Source organism: Xanthobacter sp. (genome assembly GCF_041911315.1).
Lineage (GTDB): Bacteria > Pseudomonadota > Alphaproteobacteria > Rhizobiales > Xanthobacteraceae > Xanthobacter > Xanthobacter aminoxidans.
The window spans coordinates 200,514-221,232 of record NZ_JAYRPE010000021.1; the positions used below are offsets into that span (position 1 = coordinate 200,514).

Consider the following 20,719-nt stretch of genomic DNA (forward strand, 5'->3'; position numbering starts at 1 on the left):
CACGTGCATTTCGGCTCCGATCTCGGACATCGCACCCTTTCCGCCCTCGTGCTCGTGCCGGTGGTGCTCGCCACCGCTTGGTATGGCGGCATCCCCTTCGCCGTGCTGTGGGTGGCGGCCGGCCTCCTCGTTCTCAATGAATGGGCGGTGATCGCGCGCCTCGATCATCGCCCGGTCTATCTCGGCCTTGGCGGCCTCGGCATCGTTGCCGGCGGTGTGCTGGCGGTGATGGCCGAGCCCACCTGGGCCTTCAGCGTCGCCGTGCTGGGGGCCGCAGCCTGCAGCCTCGCTGTGCCGCGGCAGAGCGCGTGGGCCATGCTCGGGGTGCTCGCGGCGGCCAGCGCGGCCCTTCCGGTGGTGGTCTTGCGCGGCACCTCGCCGCTGGGCCTTTCCGCGGTGCTCTATCTGTGCGCCATCGTCTGGGCGACGGACATCTTCGCCTATTTCACCGGCCGTGCGCTGGGTGGCCCGAAGCTGTGGCCGCGGGTGTCGCCGAACAAGACGTGGTCGGGCGCCATCGGCGGAACGCTGCTCGGAACCCTCTGCGGCCTCGCGGTCGCCTACGCCTCCGGCGCGCCGGCCTTGCTGCCGCTCACCGGCCTTTCCCTCCTGCTCAGCATCGTCAGCCAGGCCGGCGACCTCGCGGAATCGGCGGTGAAGCGCCTGTTCGGCGTGAAGGATGCGAGTCGGCTCATTCCCGGCCATGGCGGCCTGCTCGACCGGCTGGACGGCTTTGCCGCTGCCGCACTGGTGGCGGTCGTCGTCGCGGTGCTGCGCAATGCGGGCGATCCGGCGGCCGGTCTGCTTTTGTGGTAGGACGCTCCCCATGAAACGTCTCTCCGTGCTCGGGGCCACGGGCTCCATTGGCCATAGTGTCCGCAAGGTCCTCGCGGATGCGCCGGACCTCTACCGGGTCGAGGCCGTGGCCGGCGGACGCGACGCCGCAGCCCTTGCCGAGACCGCGCGAGCCCTGGGCGCCCGCTTCGCGGCGCTGGCGGACCCCTCCGGTGGCGCGGCGCTGAAGGATGCCCTTTCCGGCAGCGGCATCGCGTGCGGCGCTGGCCCCGAGGCGGTACTGGAAGCCGCGCGGCGGGATACCGACGTGGTGGTGAGCGCCATCGTCGGCTGTGCCGGCCTTGCCCCCACGGTCGCCGCGTTCGCGCCCGGCCGGCGCATCGCGCTTGCCAACAAGGAATGCCTCGTCGCCGCCGGCGCCTTCTTCATGGCCGAGGCGGCGCGGCTGGAAACCGAAATCCTCCCGGTGGATTCCGAGCACAACGCCATCTTCCAGGCGCTGGCGGCCGGTCCCCACAAGGCGGTGGAGAAGATCACGCTCACGGCCTCCGGCGGCCCCTTCCGCCTCAAGAGCCGGGAGGAGATCGCCCGCGCCGTACCGCAGGATGCGCTCAAGCATCCCAACTGGAACATGGGCGCGAAGGTCACCATCGATTCCGCGACGCTCATGAACAAGGGGCTGGAGCTGATCGAGGCCCAGCACCTGTTCTCCGTCACCGCTGACCAGCTCGACGCGGTGGTGCATGCTGAGTCGGTGGTGCACGGCCTCGTCTCCTTCATCGACGGATCGGTGACCGCAGGGCTGGCACTGCCCGACATGTGCGTGCCCATCGCCCACTGCCTCGCCTATCCCGAGCGGGTGGCCACCTCCTGCCGCAAGCTCGACCTCGTGGCCCTCGGCCGCCTCAGCTTCGAAGCGCCGGACGTCAGCCGATTCCCGGCACTGGCCCTCGCCCGCGCGGTGCTGAAGCAGGGCGGCATGGCCGCCACCGTCCTCAATGCCGCGAACGAGATCGCCGTCGCGGCCTATCTGGACGGGCGGATCGGCTTTTACGGCATCACCGATATCGTCGGGGCGACCCTCGACCGCATCAATGGTGGTCCGGCACCTTCGAGCATCTCCGATGCGCTGGAGGCAGACCAGCTTGCGCGCCGCACCGCCTCCGGACTCCTGCCCAAGTTTGCCGCAAAGGCGTCCTAAGAGCGGTCTTCGGCCGCGCGGGGCCGGTGTCCCGAGGCTGGCGAGCGCGGGATAAGTGTGTAGGGTTAGCCCGCCTGCGGGCGCCCGGGAGAAGAGGAACGATGATGGACGTGATTTCCGGTCTCGGTGCGAACCTTGGCACGCTGTCCTCCACTCTTCTCGGCTACGTCATCCCTTTCCTGTTCGTCCTGACGCTGGTGGTGTTCTTCCACGAGCTCGGCCATTTCTGGGTGGCGCGCCGCGCCGGCGTCCGGGTGGTCACCTTCTCGCTGGGCTTCGGACCGGAGATCGTCGGCTTCAACGACCGGCACGGCACCCGCTGGCGCATCGCCGCGGTGCCCCTCGGCGGCTATGTGCGTTTCTTCGGCGATGAAGACGCGGCGTCCACGCCCGATGCCGCGCGCCTCTCCCAGATGACCGCGGCCGAGCGCAACGAAAGCTTCTTCTACAAGCCGGTCGCCTGGCGCGCGGCCATCGTCGCCGCCGGTCCCGTCGCCAACTTCCTGCTGGCGATCGCCATCTTCGCCATCGTCTTCAGGGTGTTCGGCAAGCAGGTGACGGCACCGCGTGTGGATCAGATCAACCCCGGCAGCGCCGCGGAAATGGCCGGGTTCAAGCCCGGCGATCTCGTCCTCGAGATCGACGGCGCGAAGGTGGACAGCTTCTCGGACATGCAGCGCATCGTCGGCTCCCACGCCGGCCAGCCGCTCGCCTTCACCGTCGAGCGCGGCGATCGGCAGGTCACGCTCACGGCCACGCCCGAGCTGAAGGAGGTCAAGGACCCCTTCGGCAACAGTCACCGCACCGGCCTTTTGGGAATCTCGCGCTCGCTGGCGGCGGGCGACGTGACGACTCAGCGTTTCGGCCCGGTCGAGGCCATCGGCATGGGCGTGCAGGAAACCTGGTTCGTGGTGGCCCGCACCTTCGATTACCTCGGCGGCCTCGTGGCCGGGCGCGAGTCGGCCGATCAGCTCGGCGGACCCATCCGCATCGCCCAGGTCTCCGGGCAGGTCGCGACATTTGGTATCGGAGCACTCCTTTCCCTGGCGGCGGTGCTGTCTGTGTCTATCGGATTGCTTAACCTCTTTCCCATCCCGCTGTTGGATGGCGGACACCTTCTGTTCTACGCTTTCGAGGCGATCCGTGGCCGCCCGCTGAGTGCGCGGACGCAGGACATCGGCTTCCGTATCGGCCTTGCGCTGGTGCTCATGCTGATGATCTTCGCCACCTGGAACGACGTGCTGCATATTGCTGCAATGTAAGGGATTTTGATTTGTCGCACCGGGGTCGTGGCGAGCGCGCAACGGTCCCCGGAAAAGGGCAGCCTTCAGCCGCGGCTTGGTTTGCACCTGCGGTAAAAGCCTGTACAAGCGGCAACGCAGGGTGAGAATCCGTCCCTGTGCCCGGTGCGTTTGTCCGGGGAAGGCGGCGGGTTCGAGAACAACGAAATTTCAAGGTTGCGCACCATATGACTGCTAAGCTCCGGGTCCTGAGAAATCTGGCCGCCGCCTTTGGTCTCGCCGCCTGCGTTGCGGCGGGTTCGGTGGCCGGTTCTCTCGTCGTGGCGTCCCCCGCCGCAGCCCAGTCCAGCTCCATCGTGGTTGAGGGCAACCGCCGTGTGGATGCGGATACCATCCGCTCCTATTTCGGCTCCGGTCCCTATACGGCCGCCAAGATCGACGAGGCCTGGAAGGCGCTCTACGCCACGGGCCTGTTCTCAGATGTGCAGATCAATCAGTCCGGCGGCCGCATCGTGGTGCGGGTGGCCGAGAACGAGGTGATCAACCGCGTCGTCTTCGAGGGCAACAAGAAGATCAAGGACGAGGTGCTGGAGGGCGAGGTTCAGTCCAAGCCCCGTGGGCCGTTCAACAAGTCGGTCGTTCAGGCTGACACCCAGCGCATCATCGAGATCTATCGCCGGTCGGGCCGCAGCGACGTGCGCGTGAACCCGGTCACCATCGACCGCGGCAACGGCCGTGTCGATCTGGTCTTCGAGATCAAGGAAGGCGACAAGACCGGCATCAAGGACATCAAGTTCGTCGGCAACAAGGCCTTCTCGGACTGGAAGCTGAAGGACGTCATCTCCACGACCCAGACCAACTGGCTGTCGTTCCTGAAGTCCACCGACGCCTATGATCCGGACCGGGTGAACTCGGACCAGGAGTTGCTGCGCCGCTTCTACCTGAAGAACGGTTATGCCGACTTCCGCATCATCGGTGCGACCGCCGAGCTCGATCCCGCCGGCGGCGGCTATGTCCTCACGTTCACGTTGGAGGAGGGCGACCAGTACCGCTTCGGTAAGGTCGACGTGATCTCCAACATCCGCGATCTCTCCGCGGACTCCCTGAAGCGCGTGGTGCGTGCGCAGGATGGCCAGATCTACAACGCCGAACTCGTCGAGAAGTCGGTCGAGAACCTGACCATTGAGGCGTCCAAGTCCGGCTACGCCTTCGCCCAGGTGCGTCCGCGCGGCGATCGCGACTTCCAGGCCAAGCTCATCAACGTCGCGTTCGTGCTTGAGGAAGGCCCGCGGGTCTACATCGAGCGCATCGAGATCCGCGGCAACACCCGCACCCGCGACTACGTCATCCGGCGTGAGTTCGATATCGGCGAGGGCGACGCCTACAACCGCGTGCTGGTCGATCGGGCCGAGCGCCGGCTGCGCAACCTCGGCTACTTCAAGAACGTGAAGATCACCACCGAGCCGGGCTCCGCGCCTGATCGCGTGATCCTCGCGGTGGACGTGGAAGACCAGCCCACGGGCGAGTTCTCCATCTCCGGCGGCTACTCGACTGCGGACGGCATCATCGGCGAGGTGTCGCTGGGTGAGAAGAACTTCCTTGGCCGCGGCCAGTACGTGAAGGTCTCCGGCACGCTGGGCCAGTACTCGCAGGGTGCGGAATTCTCCTTCACCGAGCCCTACTTCCTCGGCTATCGCCTCGCGGCCGGTTTCGACCTCTACTGGAAGAACACCGAGACCACGAGCTATACGCCTTACGGCACCAACATGGTCGGTGGCGGCCTGCGCTTCGGCCTGCCCATCACAGACGAGATCACGCTGGCCCTGCGCTACAACCTCTATCAGCGCTCGATCAACCTCTGCAGCAACTATGGCGATGTCGGCACGCTGCCCTACAGCTACTGCGCCACGTCCATCTCCTGGGCTATTCGTGATGCAGCTGCTCAGGGTGCGACCATCACCTCGGCGCTGGGCTACACGTTGTCGTTCAATTCGCTCGACAACAACCAGAGCCCGACCCAGGGCATCTACGCCGAGCTCAAGCAGGACCTGGCGGGCGTGGGCGGCGACGTGAACTTCATCCGCACCACGGGTGACTTCCGCCACTACACCCCGCTGCCGTACGACAGCGTGCTCATCCTGCGCGCACAGGCTGGCTATGTCTCGTCCTGGGGCAATCAGGACCTGGACGTGCTGGACAACTTCTACATGGGTCCGAACCTCGTCCGCGGTTTTGCGCCGTCCGGTATCGGTCCCCGCGATATCGCGCCCTGCGCGGCATCGAACGCCGGCACGCCGCTCTCCTACAATTGCTACAACAACCAGCTGAACGCGCTTGGCGGCACGACCTACTGGGGTGTCTCCGCGGAAATCCAGTTCCCCTTCGCCTTCCTTCCCAAGGATATCGGCATGAAGGGCGCGATCTTCGCGGACGCTGGCTCGCTGTTCGACTACGGCGGCCCGACGAAGTTCCCCGGCGTGTACAACTGGGACGGCAGCAACTTCTACGGCAAGCCGAACCTGGTGAACTGCCCGAGCGTCGGCAAGACTTGGGGCTACAACAACGTCTGCGTCTATGACGACGATGCGATCCGCTCCTCGGTCGGTGTCAGCTTGATCTGGCAGTCGCCCTTCGGTCCGCTGCGCTTCGATTATGCCTGGGTGCTCTCGCAGGCCCAGTTCGACCAGACCCAGGCGTTCCGCTTCTCCGGCGGTACCCGCTTCTGATCTGGCTCTACGGAAGAGTTGCGGCGGCGTTCGCTTCCGAAGCTCCAACGGGATGAGACCTCTTCCCTGCCTCTCCGGTGCGTTGCATCGGGGAGGCAGTGTCGTTATGGGAGAGGCGCATTTCCACCACGCGAGCAAGCTCCTGCAGCACCGCCTCTCCTGCGAGACCTTCCTCCTCGCGCTGTCTTCCGCGTCACGGTGCCGTGGTCGTCGTTCCGCCTTGCTGACTCCGCGCGAGCCAACCCCACGATCATCCGTAAGGGCGAATGCCGCACTGCCGGGTGGTGCCGGCAGCCGGGCACCTGCCCGATGGAATGTCTTGCTCTCGGCCGCCCCCGCTGCGGTTGAGGCCGACCTGCGGCTGGGATTTGCGCGTGCTTGGGGCTTGCCCGGAGGCCTCCTTGGCGCGTACGTGAAACCTCCTGTTCCGTCCTCCGGCGTCTGGGCGTATCCGTCATGAGTCACGACCTCTTCTTCCCGCTTCCGGAGCCGCTGACCCTCGCGGAAGTGGCAGCCCTCTCAGGAGCGCGGCTTGCCGCTTCGAGCCCCGCGGAGGAGGCTGAGCTCGGTGCCCGGCGCATCAGCGGCCTCGGCACGCTGGAAACCGCCGGCCCCGACGAACTCGCCTTCTGCGATTCCTTCCTGTTCGCGGAGAAGCTCGGCAGCGTGCGCGCTGGCGCGCTCATCACCTCCGATCGCTTTGCCCCCAAGGCTCCGGCCGGCCTGCCCCTGCTGATTGCACCGCGTCCGGCCGCCGCCTTCCTTGCCGTGTCGCGGCGCATGTTTCCGGCCGCGCTCCGCCCGCTGCCGATCTTCGGCCATGAGGGTGTCGCCCCCGGCGCTCAGGTCCATCCGAAGGCGCGGCTGGAGGATGGGGTGACGGTCGATCCGGGCGCCGTCATCGGCCCCGGCGCCGAGATCGGCGCGGGCACCGTCATCTGCGCCGGCGCCATTGTCGGTCCGAACGTGCGCATCGGCCGCAACTGCGCCATCGGACCCGGTGCAAGCGTGATCCACGCCTATCTGGGCAACGGCGTCATCATCCATGCCGGTGCGCGCATCGGCTCCGACGGCTTCGGCTACCAGCCGAGCCCTGCGGGCCATGTGAAGGTGCCCCAGCTCGGCCGGGTTGTGGTGCAGGACAATGCCGAGATCGGCGCCAACACCACCATCGATCGCGGCGCCATCACCGACACGGTGATCGGAGAGGGCACCAAGATCGACAATCTGGTGCAGATTGCCCACAACGTGGTGATCGGCCGCCATTGCATCGTGGTGTCCCAGACCGGCATCTCGGGCTCCACCACGCTCGGTGATTTCGTGATGCTCGGCGGGCAGGTGGGAGTGGTCGGCCATGTCACCATCGGCACCGGCGCGCAGATCGCTGCTTCCAGTAACGTGAAGGGCGACGTGCCCCCCGGCGTGCGCTGGGGCGGTTCGCCGGCTAAGCCTGTGCGTGAGTGGTTCCGCGAGGTGGCGACGCTCAGGCGCATCGCCGCCGCCGGCGCCCGCCGGGGCAAGGACGACGAGGAAGGGGAAGGACCGCAGGAATGAACGACACCACGCGCGCAGCCGGCGAAGCCGGCGCGGCCCAGGCCGAAGCCCCCAAGGTGCTCGGCAGCGCGGACATCCAGAGGGTGCTCGCCTGCCTGCCGCACCGCTATCCCATCCTGATGGTGGATCGCGTGGAGCAGATCGACGGCGATCTCTCCTGCATCGGCGTCAAGAACGTCACCGCCAACGAGCCGCACTTCCTCGGCCACTTCCCGGGCAATCCGGTGATGCCGGGTGTGCTCATCATCGAGGGCATGGCGCAGACCGCGGGCGTCGTCTGCGTGCTGGGCAAGGAAAACAAGGAGAAGCCCTCGCTGGTCTATTTCATGACCATCGACGAGGCGAAGTTCCGCCGGCCCGTGGTGCCGGGAGATGTGCTCGAATACCACATGACCCGCATCAGCCGCCGCCGCAACATGTGGTGGTACCGAGGCGAGGCCAAGGTGCGCGGCGAGCTGGTGGCTGAGGCCAAAGTCGGCGCGATGATCGTGGAGAACAGCTAGTGGCGAAGATCGATCCCACCGCCCGGGTGGAGAACCCGGCGGGGCTCGCGGATGATGTCGAGATCGGTCCCTATGCCATCCTCGGTCCCGATGTGGTGCTCGAAGCGGGCGTGAAGCTGCACGCCCATGTGGTCATCCAGGGCGTCACCACCATCGGTGCGCGCACGCAGGTCTTCCCCTTCGCCTCGCTGGGGTCCGCGCCCCAGTCGGTGCACTACAAGGGCGAGCCGACGAAGCTCGTGATCGGCACGGATTGCATGCTCCGCGAGCACGCGACCGCCAGCACGGGCACGGTGGGCGGCGGCGGCATCACGCGCATCGGCAACGGCGTGATGATGATGACGGGCTCCCATGTGGGTCACGACTGCACGGTCGGCAACGGCGTCATCTTCGCCAACAATGCTGTGCTCGGCGGCCATGTGAGCGTCGGTGACTTCACCTTCCTCGGCGGCCAGTGCGCGGTGCACCAGTTCACCCGCATCGGCGCCCAGTGCATGATTTCCGGTCTCACCGGCGTGCGCGAGGACGTGATCCCCTTCGCCAACGTGCTCGGGCAGGCCGGCAAGCTGGTCGGCCTCAACGTGGTGGGCATGAAGCGGCGCGGCTTCACCAAGTCCGACCTGCACGCGGCGCGCGCGGTCTATCGCGACCTCTTCTTTGGCGAGGGCACGTTCGACCAGCGCCTCGACAAGGTGCGGCAGATGATTGGGGAATCGGCGTTCGCGGCGGCCGTGGTGGCCTTCATCGATGCCGACCGCAAGCGCCCGATCTGCCATCCCGCGCGGGGCGTCATCAAGGAGGACTGAGCCGTGGGCCTGCCGGGGGAAGACGGGCAGGGGCGTGCCGGGGCGGCGCGCCGCCCGGATGCGTCCGGCCCCTGTGCGGCGCAGAAGCGGACCCCGCTCGGCATTGTCGCCGGTAGCGGCGCCTTTCCTGCTGCGGTCGCGGAAGCGGCCGGGGCGGAGGGCCGCGAGGTCGTGCTGCTCCTTATCCAGGGATTTGCCGATCCGGCGCTGGAGCGCTATCCGCACCGCTGGTTCCGGCTCGGCTCGCTTGGATCCGTCACAGCGTGGGCGCGGGCGCGCGGGGTGCGCGAGGTGGTGATGGTGGGTGCGCTCACCCGCCCGCGTTTGCGCGACCTCGGTTTTGATTTCACCATGCTGCGGCTGCTGCCGCGCATCGCCCGCCTGTTCCGCGGCGGCGACAATCACCTCCTCTCGGGCGTTCTGGGCCTGGTTTCGGAACAGGGCTTCACCCTGGTCGGCGCGCACGAGGTGGCCCCGCGCCTGCTGCTGCCGCAGGGCGTGCTGGGCGCGCGCACACCCAGCGAGACCCAGCAGGCGGATATCGCGCGTGGTCTGGATGTCATCCGTGCCCTCGGCCCATTCGACGTGGGGCAGGGGGTGATCGTGGTGGACGGGCTGGTGGCAGCGGTCGAGGCGGCCGAGGGGACCGACCAGATGCTGGCGCGCTACGGCGAGATGCGCCGTTCCGGCCGTCTGCGCTTCGCCGCCGGCAAGGGCGTGCTGGTGAAGGCGCCCAAGCCGGGGCAGGACCGCCGGGTGGATCTGCCCTCCCTCGGCCCGCAGACCGTGACGCGCGCGGCTGAGGTCGGTCTTGCCGGCATCGCCTTCGAGGCGGGCGGGGCCATCGTGCCGGATGCGCAGGCGCTGGTGGAGGCCGCAGACGCGGCCGGCCTGTTCGTCGCCGGCATCGGAGGGCACACCGCGTGACCCCGCAGAACGGCGCACGCGCCCCGAAAGTCTTCATCGTCGCGGGTGAGGAGTCAGGGGACCAACTCGGCGGCGCGCTGATGGAAGCGCTGGTCGAGGCCGCGCCGGGCGCGTCCTTCCGGGGGGTCGGCGGCCGGCGCATGGGCGCGTCCGGGCTCGAAAGCCTTTATGCCATGGAGGACCTGACCGCCATCGGCATCGCCGCCGTGGTCGGCAAGCTGCCCACCATCCTCAGGCGTCTGAAGGAGACGGTGGAGGCGGTGCTGGCCGACCCGCCGGACGTGCTGGTGCTGGTGGATGCGCCGGACTTCACCCACCGCGTGGCGGCGCGGGTGCGGGCGCGCAACCCGAACATTCCCATCGTCAAATATGTCTCGCCCACCGTGTGGATCTGGCGGTCGGGGCGGGCGGCCGCCATGCGGCCCTATGTGGACGCCCTTCTGGCCCTGCTGCCGTTCGAGCCGGAGGTCCATCGCAAGCTGGGTGGGCCGCCCACCTTCTATGTGGGCCATCCCCTGCTGCAGCGGCTGGACGAATTGCGGCCGTCGCCCGCTGAAGCCGAGCGGCGGCGGGCGAAGCCGCCGCTGGTGCTGGTGCTGCCGGGCAGCCGGCGGCGGGAGATTGCGCGCATTGGCGCGGATTTCGGCGCGGCTCTGGCCGAGGTCGGTCGCGCCCACGAGATGGAACTGGTGCTGCCCACCCTGCCGCGGCTGGAGGGGCTGGTGCGCGAGACCATCGCCAGCTGGCCGCTGAAGCCGAGCATCGTGACGAACGAGGCGGAGAAGCTGGAAGCCTTCCGTTCCGCCCACGCCGCGCTCGCCGCCTCCGGCACGGTGACGCTGGAACTGGCACTCGCCGGCATTCCCCACGTTGCCGCCTACCGCATCGGCTGGCTGGAGGCGCAGATCGGCCGGCGGGTGCTGAAGGGCACAACGGTGATCCTGGCCAATCTGGTGGCGGGGGAGAATGTGGTGCCGGAGTTCCTGCAGGAATATTGCACGGTGCCGGCGCTCGTCGGTGCCCTCGGCAGTCTTCTGGAGGACAGCCCGGCGCGGCAGCGGCAGGAGGCGGCGTTCGCCAGCTTCGACGACATCTTCGGCATTGCCGGCCCAAGCCCCAGCGCGCGCGCGGCCGAGGTGGTGCTGCGCCTCGCGCAGGACGGCCGCCCCGGCACCCTGCCGTCACCGGGCTGAAGCGCTGGTGCAGCCACACTGATCCTCAAACGAAAAACGCGGCCCGAAGGCCGCGTTTTCCTTATTCAGACGATCTCCAGCGCTCACTTGCGCTTGGAGATCACTTGCGCTTGGACATGGCCACGTAGTCGCGCTGGGCGGCGCCGGTGTAGAGCTGGCGGGGACGGCCGATGCGCTGGCTCGGGTCCTCGATCATCTCCTTCCACTGGCCGATCCAGCCCACAGTGCGGGCGAGGGCGAACAGCACGGTGAACATGGTGGTGGGGAAGCCCATCGCCTTGAGGGTGATGCCCGAATAGAAGTCGATGTTCGGGTAGAGCTTCTTCTCGATGAAGTAGTCGTCGTGAAGCGCGATGCGCTCCAGCTCCACGGCCACGTCGAGCAGCGGATCGTCCTTGATGCCGAGCTCGGTCAGCACTTCGTGGCAGGTCTGCTGCATGATCTTGGCGCGCGGGTCGTAGTTCTTGTAGACCCGGTGGCCGAACCCCATCAGGCGGAAAGGATCGTTCTTGTCCTTCGAGCGCTTGATGTATTCGGGGATGCGGTCCACGGAGCCGATCTCGGCCAGCATCTTGAGGGCCGCCTCGTTGGCGCCGCCGTGGGCGGGGCCCCACAGGCAGGCGATGCCGGCGGCGATGCAGGCGAAGGGGTTGGCGCCGGAAGAGCCGGCGAGGCGCACCGTGGAGGTGGAAGCGTTCTGCTCGTGATCGGCGTGGAGGATAAAGATCTTATCCATCGCCTTCGAGAGAATGGGGTTGACCTTGTATTCCTCGCACGGGACAGCGAAGCACATGCGCAGGAAGTTCGACGTATAGTCGATATCGTTCTTCGGATAAACGAACGGCTGGCCGATGGAATACTTGTAGGCCATGGCCGCCAGCGTCGGCATCTTCGCGATCATGCGGATCGATGCGATCAGGCGCTGGGTGGGGTCGGAAATGTCGGTGGAGTCGTGATAGAAGGCCGAGAGCGCGCCGACCGAAGCCACCATGATGGCCATCGGGTGGGCGTCGCGGCGGAAGCCCTGGAAGAAGCGGGTCATCTGCTCGTGGACCATCGTGTGATTGGTCACGGACTTGTCGAATTCCGCCTTCTGCGCCGCAGTGGGGAGTTCGCCGTAGAGCAGGAGGTAACAGGTCTCGAGGAAGTCACCGTTCTCGGCGAGCTGCTCGATGGGGTAGCCGCGATAGAGCAGCACGCCTTCGTCGCCGTCGATGTAGGTGATCTTGCTTTCGCAGGAAGCGGTCGAGGTAAAGCCGGGGTCGTAGGTGAACATCCCCGTCTGGCCGTAGAGCTTGGAGATGTCGACCACGTCGGGTCCGATGGAGCCTTCGTGGATCGGAAGGTCCCAGCTCTTCTCCCCCAAGCTTAGCTTGGCCGCTTTTGCCCCGGTGTTGGTGGTGGCGTCCATGGATCCCTCATCCTTTGGGCGGACAGACCCCGTTTTCGGCGGAGGGCCGGAGGTGGCGGTCCGGTCTCCGAGCGGCAAGTCCGTCTCCGCTCCGGCATCTTCGCGAATGCGAAGCCGCCGTCCTGCAGTCCTAAACCCTCCCCAATCCTGCCGCAAGCATGACCATGCTTCATTGGCGGGCAGCGAGGCGTTTCTCTGCAATGGCAAGGTCTTCCGGCGTGTTCACGTTGAAGAATGGGTCATCCGGAAGGCCATCCCACGACACCGTTACGGCATTGAGGGCATCGAGGAGAAGCCCGACTTTCAGCCGTCCCGCCTCAAGGCTTTGCCGCAGCGCGGCGCGAGCCGCTGCCGGCCACAGGGCGATGACGGGATGGCGCTGTCCACCCGATGCCGCGCACACAATGGTGCCGGTTTCCCGGTGCCGCTCCGTCAGCCGGGCGACGAGATCGTCCGGCAGGAACGGCGTGTCGGCGGCGACGGTGACGAGGCTTGAGGCGGGCGCCATCTGCGCCAGATAGTCAAGGCCCGCCAGAACCCCGGCGAGCGGTCCCGGATAGCCTGCGATGGTATCCGGCAGCACCGGGAGGCCGAATCTCTCATAGGTCCCGGCGGGGGCGTTGGCGTTGATGAGAAGGGGGCCGGCCTGGGACCTCAGGCGTTCGATGACGTGCGCGATGAGGGGCCGGCCTCCCAGTGCCACCAGCGGCTTTTCCGCAGCCCCCAGCGCCGGCGCGTTGATCCGCCGGCCCAGGCCTCCGGCGAGGATCAGGGCGGGGGGAGCCGGGGAGGGTGGGGGGCTGGTCGGCTGCTCGGGCATCGCGGCTCAGGACGCCACCGTTCGGGGCGGCGCAGGGGAGGACAAACGAAAACGCCCGGCACGAGGGCCGGGCGTTCGGTTCAGGTCTGCGGCCCCGGTCAGTCCACGACGGCGCGGCGCGCGTTGAGGCCGAGGCGGCGGGGCACCGCCGAGAGCTTGGCGCCGATGGCCCGCCAGGTGGCGAAGTCATTGAGGCGCGAGGGCTCGAAGGCGCCGATGATCGCCGCGGCCACGTACGGCAGGCTCTGCACCAGCAGAGCGATGCCGTAGAGGTTGATCTCGCGGATATGGCGCCAGTCGTTGGAGGTCTTCACGATGGTGGAGCCCGGCAGGTTGTTCGCCACCAGCATGTAGGCCCCCGCTGCGATCAGCAGGCCACCGATGATGGCTTCCGGCAGGGCCGGGAAGGAGCGGGCCGCGCCGGCAAGCCAGTTGTTGCCCTTGGCGGTGCGGGCGAAGGCAAGGTCCTTGTAGCGGAACCCGTCGAACACCGCCTTGGCCACCGTGAACTGCACCGCGCTGGCCGCCACCGCCGCGCCGAGCATGCGCATCGGCGTGGTCTCCACCCTGAGGCGGTACAGGCTGATGAAGTGCAGCACGTACACCAGGAAGGTGATGAGGATGGGCAGCGTCAGCACGTGGGCCGGCACCGAGATGGAGAAGTAGGCGACGAAGGGCACGAACAGCAGCGAGGCAACGGCCATGAAGGCGCCCACCGATTCCGAGCCGAGCCAGGAAATCCAGCCGAGCACGAAGTGCCGCTTCTGCGCCGTGGTCAGGCGGGAATTGCCCGGCAGGAACCGGCGCCAGTGCTTCTTGATGATCTGGAAGCCGCCGTAGGCCCAACGGTGACGCTGCTTCTTGAACGCCTCGAACGAGTCGGGGAGCAGGCCATAGCCGTAGCGCTTGCGGGTGTAGTGGGTCTTCCAGCCGTTCTCGGCGATGGACAGGCCGAGATCAGTGTCCTCGCAGATGGTGTCGGACGACCAGTTGCCGGCCTCCACCATCGCCGCGCGGCGGATGAGGCACATGGTGCCGTGGACAACGATGGCGTCGTCCTCGTTGCGTTGCACCATGCCGATGTCGAAGAAGCCGGCATATTCGGCGTTCATCGCCTCGTGCAGCGGGCTGCGATGGGCATCGCGGTGATCCTGCGGCGCCTGGACGAGACCGACGGTCGGATCGTCGAAGGCGGGCACGAGGTCCTTCAGCCAGTCGGGCGTCACCACATAGTCGGCGTCGATGACGCCGATGATCTCGGCATCGGGGGCCGTCGCATCGAGGGCGATGCGCAGGGCACCGGCCTTGAAGCCCGCCACCTTCTCGGCGTTGATGAACTTGATGTGGTCGCCGAGCGTGGCGCAGTGGGCGCGCACCGGCTCCACCATCGCCGAGTCCGGCGTGTTGTTGACGATGATGATCGCCTCGTAGTTGGGATACTCCAGCCGGGCGAGGGCATCGATGGTCTGGATCAGCATCTCCGGCGGCTCGCGATAGGCGGGCACGTGGATGGAGACCTTGGGGAAGCGCGAGGGCGCGGCGTGCTTCTGCTCCTCGACGAGGCGCTTGGGACCGCTGCCGAAGGCCACCGCCGCCAGTTCCTCGATGCGATAGAGCAGGACGAACACCAGCGGCACCAGCATCACGACGCTGAGGGCAAGGGTGAGGTAGTCACCGCCGCTGACGTAATGGTTGAGCCAGTAGTCCACCACCAGCGCCAGCCATGCGGCGACGCCGTTGGCCGAGGCCGCCAGCACGAGGCCCTGCGTCACGGTGAGGTCACGCATGCGCAGCAGCGGCAGGGTGAAGAGCACGCCCAAGAGCAGCGCCAGGATGGCGGTCTGGTTGTAGGTCTTCTCGAAGATCGGGCCGGTGAGGGGGAACTTCAGGGTGCGGTCCGCATCGAACACGCCCCAGTACTGACCCACCGAGCCTTCGTTCTGCTTCTTGGGCAGGTCGAACGCCTCGATGATGTTGTACTCGATGCCCAGCGCATCGGCGCGGGCGACGAAATTGCGGATGATCTTGGCCTGCTCCATGGGATCAGGCACGGAGGCGCCACGGTTGTAGCCGTGCGAGGGCCAGCCGAACTCGCCGATCACGACGCGCTTGCCGGGATAGGCGGCGCGCAGGCGGTTGTAGGCATTGATGGTGTAGTCGACCACCTGATCGGCCGGCACGTCTTCCCAGTAGGGCAGGATGTGGGCGAGGATGAAGTCGACGGACGCGACCAGCTCGGGCGCATCCGGCTCCAGCCAGGTGTTCCAGATTTCACCGGTGCTCACCGGCACGTTGACCTGACGCTTAACCTTGCGGATGACGGCGGCAAGCTCGGACTTCGACATATCGCCGCGCAGGACCGTCTCGTTGCCGACGATCACCGCGTTCACATTGCGGTTCTGGCGGGCGACCTTGACGACGCCGTCGATCTCGATGTCGTTGCGTTCCTTGACGGTGACCTTCTTGCCGGTCGCCTTGTCGACCACTTCAATCGGCTTGCCCGTATCCTTGTCGACTTCCCGGTTGAGATAGGCGCCGGCGGTCACGCGCAGGCCTTGCTCGGCCGCGATGGGGGCGATCAGCTCTTTGCCGTTGGTGGACGAATAGGTGCGCACGCCGCGGCTGTAGGGCGCGACCACCGCCATGTCCGAGCGCACCTGCGCTTCGGTGGTGGGGGCGTCGCCTTCCGGGCTCATGTTCCGCGCGAAGGGCGCGAAGGACAGGCTCTGGAAGCGGTCCGTGATGTTCGGAGCGCTCGCCTCGGGACGCATGGAAAGCCACATCGCGGCGTGGAACGAGGTCACAACCGCAATGACCGCTGCCGCAGCAGCAAGACCGGGACGCATGGCGAGGCCCACCCATAGGGGAAGTCGGAACCCAACGCTGGCTTAAGGCACAGGTTCCAGAGGACGTTTCCGGGAATTACGCGAACGTACCAGGGCACCCTTTCGACCTGCCCCAAGGTCGGCATTGCAGCATTAATGGTAAATTTACGCTGCAATGCATCGAGACACTAACACTCTCACGTAGAGAGATAAATCCCGATCATGGCGGCTCTTCGACGACGCTGCGTCAGCCGAGTGTCTGCGCAATGATCTGATTATTGCGCGGCGCCAGCGGGGGCGGCCGGCGCGGCCGGCGCTGCGCCCGCCGCAGGTGCCGGTGCGGCGGCGACAAAGTCAGGGTTCACCCAGCACTGCTGCGCACGGGCCGCGACCTTCTCGCCGGCCTTGGTGTCGATCTTGCCCTGCCGCACGAGGCAGCGCACCGCCACCTTCAGATGCTCGGTGGGGCAGCCGAAGCGCTCGTAGAATTCCAGATGCCGCCGCGCAGTGTCCACGTCGTCGTTCCAGATCAGTGCGGCGATCCGCCGCCCGGTGAAGACGCATTCGGGCAGGCCGGCCGCGCCGGGCAGCTTCGCCGCCTCGTTGAACTCCTCAACCGAGCGGCGCTGCTCGGCCACGGCGGCCTTCTGCTCGGCGGTCAGCTCCGCCGGCGGCTTCTGGTCGGTCGGCTGGGTCTGGGCCGAGGCCGGCGAGAGGCACGCGAAAACGATTGCGGCCGCGAGCAGCGGGAGGCGGTAGGGGTGCATGAGGATCATGATCTCGAGAAAATGGTCGGCGGGCGCCGCGCCCGACACCCTAGGAGAAGGGAGAGAATTTGTCAGCATGACGGCGCGTCCTTCAGCACATGTCGTATGGAGAGCGTGGCTTTCGCCTACCGTCCGCCATGGTCGAGGCGGAGGCTTCACACCGCCCGCCCAACGCTCTATGTGGCGCGGGGAACACCTTCACCTCTGGAGACGAGATGCCTTCCTCCATGCGGCTGCCTCTGGTGCTGGCGCTCCTGGTCTGCGGCGTCATCGCCGGCCTGTGGACCTATCTCGGACGTCCGGTGGACATGCCCCCGTCGCCACTGGCTGCGGGAGAGAAGCTGCCCTGCGTTTCCTATGCCCCGTTCCGTGATGGCCAGTCGCCGTTCCAGAAGGGGTTGGTGATTCCCGAGGCCCAGATCGAAGAGGATTTCGTCCGCCTCGCGCAGATCACGTCCTGCGTGCGCACCTATTCCATCGAGATGGGCCTCGACAAGGCGCCGGCGCTGGCCCGCAAGCACGGCCTCACCATGCTGCTCGGCATCTGGCTGGGGCCGGATGCGAACCGCAACCGCATCGAGCTCGAGACCGGCATCCGCCTCGCGAAAGAAAATCCGGATGTGGTTAAGGCCGTCGTCGTCGGCAACGAGGTGCTGCTGCGCGGTGAGATGTCGGCGACCGAACTCGCCAACGTGCTCGCCCGCGTGAAGCGCGAGGTGGGCGCCGTGCCCGTCACCTATGCCGACGTGTGGGAGTTCTGGGAGCGCAACAAGGGCCTCACCGAGAACGTGGATTTCGTCACCATCCACATCCTGCCTTACTGGGAGGACCTGCCGGTCTCCGCCGAGGATGCCGGGCCGCATGTGGACGAGATCCGCCAGCGCATGGCCGAGGCCTTTCCCGGTAAGGAGATCCTCATCGGCGAGACCGGCTGGCCCAGCTCCGGCCGCATGCGGGAGGATGCGCTGCCCTCGCCCGCCAATCAGGCGCGGGTGATGCACGACGTGGTGGCGCTGGCCAAGCGCCAAGGATACCGCGTCAACGTCATCGAGGCCTTCGACCAGCCGTGGAAGCGGCGCAGCGAGGGCACGGTGGGCGGCCATTGGGGCGTGATCGACGCCGACACGCGCCTGCCCAAGTTTGCCTGGGGCCAGCCGGTGGAGGATTTCCCGGGCTGGCGCATGCATATCGCCGTCGGTCTGCTGTCTGTCGTCGCGGTGTTCGGTTCGGCCCTCGCTGCCGCCCGCCGCCGCGAGGAGCCGGTGCGGCCGATGGAATGGTACGCCATCGCCGCCATCGCCCTGTTCGGCGGGGCGACGCTCGGCGCTGCGCTCTCGGCGCTGCCGCTGGAAAGCCTCGGCTTCGTCGGCTGGCTGCGCAACGGGCTCATCCTTGCCGCCGCCGTCGCGGCCATGGTGACGATGCCGGCCGTGATCATGCGCGGGCAGGGGCTCGCCCCCTTCTCGGTGGCGCTTGATTCCCGCCGCTGGACGGCGACCTCGGGTGCCGCCGTCGCCGCCGCCGCGGTGCTGGCGCTGGCCACGATAGCGGTGGGATCGGTGGCGTTCGAGCTGGTGTTCGATCCGCGCTACAAGGATTTCCCGGTGTTCCCGCTCACCGCGCTGGTGGCGGCGGTGGCCGCGCCTCTGCTCGTGCGGCGGGCGGATCGCGACGGCGCGGGTCTAGCTGAGCTGATCGCCATGTGGGGCCTGCTGGTCGCCGGCCTCTATGTGCCGCTCAACGAGACCCTCGCCAACTGGCAGGCGGCCTGGTTCGGCGCGCTCTGCCTCGTCATGGCCTTCACGCTGTGGCGGGTCCAGGCCGTGCAAAGGAGAGGATGAGCATCATCGCCGCCAGTGCGCCGGCGACCTCGTTGTGAAAGACGAGGGCGAAGCTCGCGAACACCATGCCCACCGAGAAGGTGGCAAGGCCCGGTGCCAGAAGCTGGATCAGCGCCACCACCAGCGCCACGCCGCCGAACACGTTCCACGCCGACAGCGCCAGCACGGCCGCGCGGCCGTAGCAGCCGGCGCTTTCCAGCCCCGCCTCGCAGGCGAGGGAGACGAGGGTCGGCTCCACAACCATGTAGCGCATGTAGAGCGCCCAGCCGACGGCGCCCATGCCGAGCGGAATCATCCAGTTGAGCGTGCGCGGTCCCGGGCGGAAGAGCGGGCGCTCGGAATAGGGCAGGGTGTTCATCTGACGATATCTCCGGCAGGCCGGGGTGTTCATAGTGACATGGAGACCGCCCGGTCCAGCGAAAAGGGGTGATGTCCCGCGGAAGGCTTCACAAACGCCGCAGGGATCACTAGACGCAGCGGGAGGGACCTGCCCCTTCGTCGTCGCGCGAAGCGGCCGGCCCCCAGCCATCCCCAGACCCCGTGCCCTGCTTCCGCGCCGGAGGCGGGCGCCCATCCCGCCTGACCCACCGGGAGGAGCCCATGCGCGACGATGCTGATCCGGCCGCCGCCGAGGCTGCCGACCCGGCCGGTGCCGCGCTCGCGCCTCTCACGGTGCGCGACGAGGAGGGCAATCTCTCGGACGCCTTCCGCAGTCGGGTCGAGGAGGCCATCTCCGCCCGCGACGTGGACGCGCTGAAGGCGCTCGCGAGCGATCTGCACGAAGCCGATATGGGCGACCTCATCGAGGAGCTGGACGCCGACGAGCGGCGCCGGCTCATCGAGATGCTGGGGCCGGCCTTCGATTTCACCGCCCTGACCGAGCTGGACGAGACCGTCCGCCTCTCCATCCTGCGCAGCCTCTCGCCGCTCACCGTCGCCCGCGGAATGCGCGACCTTGATTCGGACGATGCGGTCTACATCCTCGAAGATCTCGACGAGGATGAGATGGCGGCGGTTCTGGAGCACCTTCCGGCGCCGGAACGAGTCGCCCTGCAGCGCTCCCTCGACTATCCGGAAGAAAGCGCCGGCCGGCGCATGCAGACGGAGTTCATCGCCGTCCCGCCGTTCTGGACCGTCGGCCGCACCATCGACTACATGCGTGAGACCGCCGACCTGCCGGACACCTTCTATGAGGTGTTCATCGTCGACCCCGCCTATCGGCTTGTCGGCTCCGTTCCCCTCGACCGGCTGCTGCGCACCCGCCGCCCGGTTCTGATGAGCGCGGTGAAGGCCGAGCAGGCCAAGGTGGTGAAGGCGTCCGAGGACCAGGAGGACGTGGCGCGCATGTTCGAGCGCTACAACCTCGTCTCCGCCCCTGTCGTGGACGATGCCGGGCGGCTCGTGGGCGTCATGACCATCGACGACGTGGTGGACGTGATCCAGGAAGAGGCGGACGAGGACCTGCGCGCCCTCGGCGGCGTGCGCAGCGACGAGGAATTGTCGGACACGGTGGCCTTCACCGCCCGTAGCCGGCTGCCCTGGCTGGTGGTGAATCTGGGCACCGCCTTCGTCTCGGCCTCCATCATCAGCCTGTTCGAGGGCACCATCGAGAAGATGGTGGCGCTCGCCATCCTCATGCCCATCGTCGCCTCCATGGGCGGCAATGCCGGTACCCAGACCATGACGGTGGCGGTGCGCGCCCTCGCCACGAAGGAATTGTCCAGCCACAATGCCCGGCGCATCGTGTTGCGCGAGGTGCTGGTGGGGCTGGTGAACGGCACGACGCTCGCGTGCCTGCTCGCCCTCATCGCCGGCTTCTGGTTCGCCAACGTCCATCTCGGCGTGGTGATCTCCTCGGCGCTGATCCTGAACATGGTCGCCGCCGGCCTGTTCGGCATCCTCATTCCCATCGTCATCTCGAAGCTCAAGCTGGATCCAGCGGTGGCCTCGGGGGTGTTCGTCACCATGGTGACGGACACGGTGGGATTCTTCGCCTTCCTGGGCCTCGCCACATGGTGGTTCGCCACTTGATCGGCCCGGCTTGCATTCGCCTGCGATCTCCTCAACAAGGGTGCGCCCGACGCGGGGCGTCGGCGGGAAGCGGTGAAG

16 protein-coding genes are annotated in these 20,719 nt (G+C 67.4%); 11 read left to right on the top strand and 5 right to left on the bottom strand.

Annotated elements, in window-relative coordinates; all coding sequences use genetic code 11:
• Window positions 1-3 precede the first annotated feature (3 nt).
• From ACE3QW_RS08010 to lpxB, 9 genes are all read left to right on the top strand, one after another.
• Window positions 4-816 (top strand): phosphatidate cytidylyltransferase, encoded by an 813-nt coding sequence (locus ACE3QW_RS08010; RefSeq protein WP_250166041.1) that lies wholly within the window; start codon window positions 4-6, stop codon window positions 814-816.
• 10 nt (window positions 817-826) lie between these two features.
• The gene (gene dxr / locus ACE3QW_RS08015) at window positions 827-1,996 is read left to right on the top strand and encodes a 1-deoxy-D-xylulose-5-phosphate reductoisomerase (protein ID WP_374251109.1); all 1,170 of its coding nucleotides are present in this window, start codon (window positions 827-829) and stop codon (window positions 1,994-1,996) included.
• Between the two features lie 104 nt (window positions 1,997-2,100).
• Window positions 2,101-3,258, top strand: a complete 1,158-nt coding sequence (gene rseP / locus ACE3QW_RS08020) for an RIP metalloprotease RseP (protein ID WP_374251254.1) — start codon at window positions 2,101-2,103, stop codon at window positions 3,256-3,258.
• A 206-nt stretch (window positions 3,259-3,464) separates the two neighbouring features.
• Complete coding sequence (bamA, locus tag ACE3QW_RS08025; RefSeq protein ID WP_374251111.1) at window positions 3,465-5,963, top strand: outer membrane protein assembly factor BamA; 2,499 nt, start codon at window positions 3,465-3,467, stop codon at window positions 5,961-5,963.
• Between the two features lie 456 nt (window positions 5,964-6,419).
• Complete coding sequence (gene lpxD / locus ACE3QW_RS08030; protein WP_029558283.1) at window positions 6,420-7,517, top strand: UDP-3-O-(3-hydroxymyristoyl)glucosamine N-acyltransferase; 1,098 nt, start codon at window positions 6,420-6,422, stop codon at window positions 7,515-7,517.
• Entirely contained in the window at window positions 7,514-8,020 is a 507-nt protein-coding gene (gene fabZ / locus ACE3QW_RS08035; RefSeq protein WP_051679217.1) for a 3-hydroxyacyl-ACP dehydratase FabZ, read from the top strand. The genes lpxD and fabZ overlap by 4 nt, the downstream gene beginning before the upstream one ends.
• The gene (gene lpxA / locus ACE3QW_RS08040; RefSeq protein WP_374251113.1) at window positions 8,020-8,826 is read left to right on the top strand and encodes an acyl-ACP--UDP-N-acetylglucosamine O-acyltransferase; all 807 of its coding nucleotides are present in this window, start codon (window positions 8,020-8,022) and stop codon (window positions 8,824-8,826) included. Before fabZ ends, lpxA begins: the two co-directional genes overlap by 1 nt.
• Window positions 8,827-8,829: 3 nt before the next feature.
• A complete protein-coding gene (locus ACE3QW_RS08045; protein ID WP_374251115.1) occupies window positions 8,830-9,753 on the top strand; it encodes an LpxI family protein in 924 nt (307 codons plus the stop codon).
• Window positions 9,750-10,946, top strand: coding sequence for a lipid-A-disaccharide synthase (gene lpxB / locus ACE3QW_RS08050; protein WP_374251116.1), 1,197 nt, complete (start codon window positions 9,750-9,752; stop codon window positions 10,944-10,946). Before ACE3QW_RS08045 ends, lpxB begins: the two co-directional genes overlap by 4 nt.
• A gap of 100 nt (window positions 10,947-11,046) precedes the next feature.
• On the opposite strand, the gene gltA is transcribed toward lpxB, so the two are convergent.
• From gltA to ACE3QW_RS08070, 4 genes are all read right to left on the bottom strand, one after another.
• Entirely contained in the window at window positions 11,047-12,357 is a 1,311-nt protein-coding gene (gene gltA, locus ACE3QW_RS08055) for a citrate synthase (RefSeq protein ID WP_024279289.1), read from the bottom strand.
• Between the two features lie 169 nt (window positions 12,358-12,526).
• Window positions 12,527-13,177, bottom strand: coding sequence for a molybdenum cofactor guanylyltransferase MobA (mobA, locus tag ACE3QW_RS08060; protein ID WP_374251118.1), 651 nt, complete (start codon window positions 13,175-13,177; stop codon window positions 12,527-12,529).
• Window positions 13,178-13,275: 98 nt separating this feature from the next.
• A complete protein-coding gene (locus ACE3QW_RS08065) occupies window positions 13,276-15,948 on the bottom strand; it encodes a glycosyltransferase (RefSeq protein WP_374251119.1) in 2,673 nt (890 codons plus the stop codon).
• 329 nt (window positions 15,949-16,277) lie between these two features.
• Window positions 16,278-16,847: a hypothetical protein gene (locus ACE3QW_RS08070; RefSeq protein WP_250166033.1), complete on the bottom strand. Its 570-nt coding sequence runs from the start codon at window positions 16,845-16,847 to the stop codon at window positions 16,278-16,280.
• A gap of 137 nt (window positions 16,848-16,984) precedes the next feature.
• Between ACE3QW_RS08070 and ACE3QW_RS08075 the strand changes: the two genes are divergently transcribed.
• A complete protein-coding gene (locus ACE3QW_RS08075) occupies window positions 16,985-18,610 on the top strand; it encodes a glycosyl hydrolase family 17 protein (RefSeq protein WP_250166032.1) in 1,626 nt (541 codons plus the stop codon).
• On the opposite strand, the gene ACE3QW_RS08080 is transcribed toward ACE3QW_RS08075, so the two are convergent.
• On the bottom strand, window positions 18,570-18,968 hold the full coding sequence (locus ACE3QW_RS08080; protein WP_024279284.1) for a hypothetical protein: 399 nt from the start codon (window positions 18,966-18,968) through the stop codon (window positions 18,570-18,572). The two genes, ACE3QW_RS08075 and ACE3QW_RS08080, sit on opposite strands and share 41 nt — an antisense overlap.
• A gap of 242 nt (window positions 18,969-19,210) precedes the next feature.
• Between ACE3QW_RS08080 and mgtE the strand changes: the two genes are divergently transcribed.
• A complete protein-coding gene (gene mgtE, locus ACE3QW_RS08085; RefSeq protein ID WP_374251121.1) occupies window positions 19,211-20,641 on the top strand; it encodes a magnesium transporter in 1,431 nt (476 codons plus the stop codon).
• Window positions 20,642-20,719: the final 78 nt, after the last annotated feature.

Coding starts and splice junctions, on each gene's coding strand:
- dxr (WP_374251109.1), top strand. CDS start 827: ATGAAACGTCTCTCCGTGCTCGGGGCCACGGGCTCCATTGGCCATAGT.
- rseP (WP_374251254.1), top strand. CDS start 2,101: ATGGACGTGATTTCCGGTCTCGGTGCGAACCTTGGCACGCTGTCCTCC.
- bamA (WP_374251111.1), top strand. CDS start 3,465: ATGACTGCTAAGCTCCGGGTCCTGAGAAATCTGGCCGCCGCCTTTGGT.
- lpxD (WP_029558283.1), top strand. CDS start 6,420: ATGAGTCACGACCTCTTCTTCCCGCTTCCGGAGCCGCTGACCCTCGCG.
- fabZ (WP_051679217.1), top strand. CDS start 7,514: ATGAACGACACCACGCGCGCAGCCGGCGAAGCCGGCGCGGCCCAGGCC.
- gltA (WP_024279289.1), bottom strand. CDS start 12,357: ATGGACGCCACCACCAACACCGGGGCAAAAGCGGCCAAGCTAAGCTTG.
- mobA (WP_374251118.1), bottom strand. CDS start 13,177: ATGCCCGAGCAGCCGACCAGCCCCCCACCCTCCCCGGCTCCCCCCGCC.
- ACE3QW_RS08065 (WP_374251119.1), bottom strand. CDS start 15,948: ATGCGTCCCGAGGCGAGCGCTCCGAACATCACGGACCGCTTCCAGAGC.
- ACE3QW_RS08070 (WP_250166033.1), bottom strand. CDS start 16,847: ATGCTGACAAATTCTCTCCCTTCTCCTAGGGTGTCGGGCGCGGCGCCC.
- ACE3QW_RS08075 (WP_250166032.1), top strand. CDS start 16,985: ATGCCTTCCTCCATGCGGCTGCCTCTGGTGCTGGCGCTCCTGGTCTGC.
- ACE3QW_RS08080 (WP_024279284.1), bottom strand. CDS start 18,968: ATGAACACCCTGCCCTATTCCGAGCGCCCGCTCTTCCGCCCGGGACCG.
- mgtE (WP_374251121.1), top strand. CDS start 19,211: ATGCGCGACGATGCTGATCCGGCCGCCGCCGAGGCTGCCGACCCGGCC.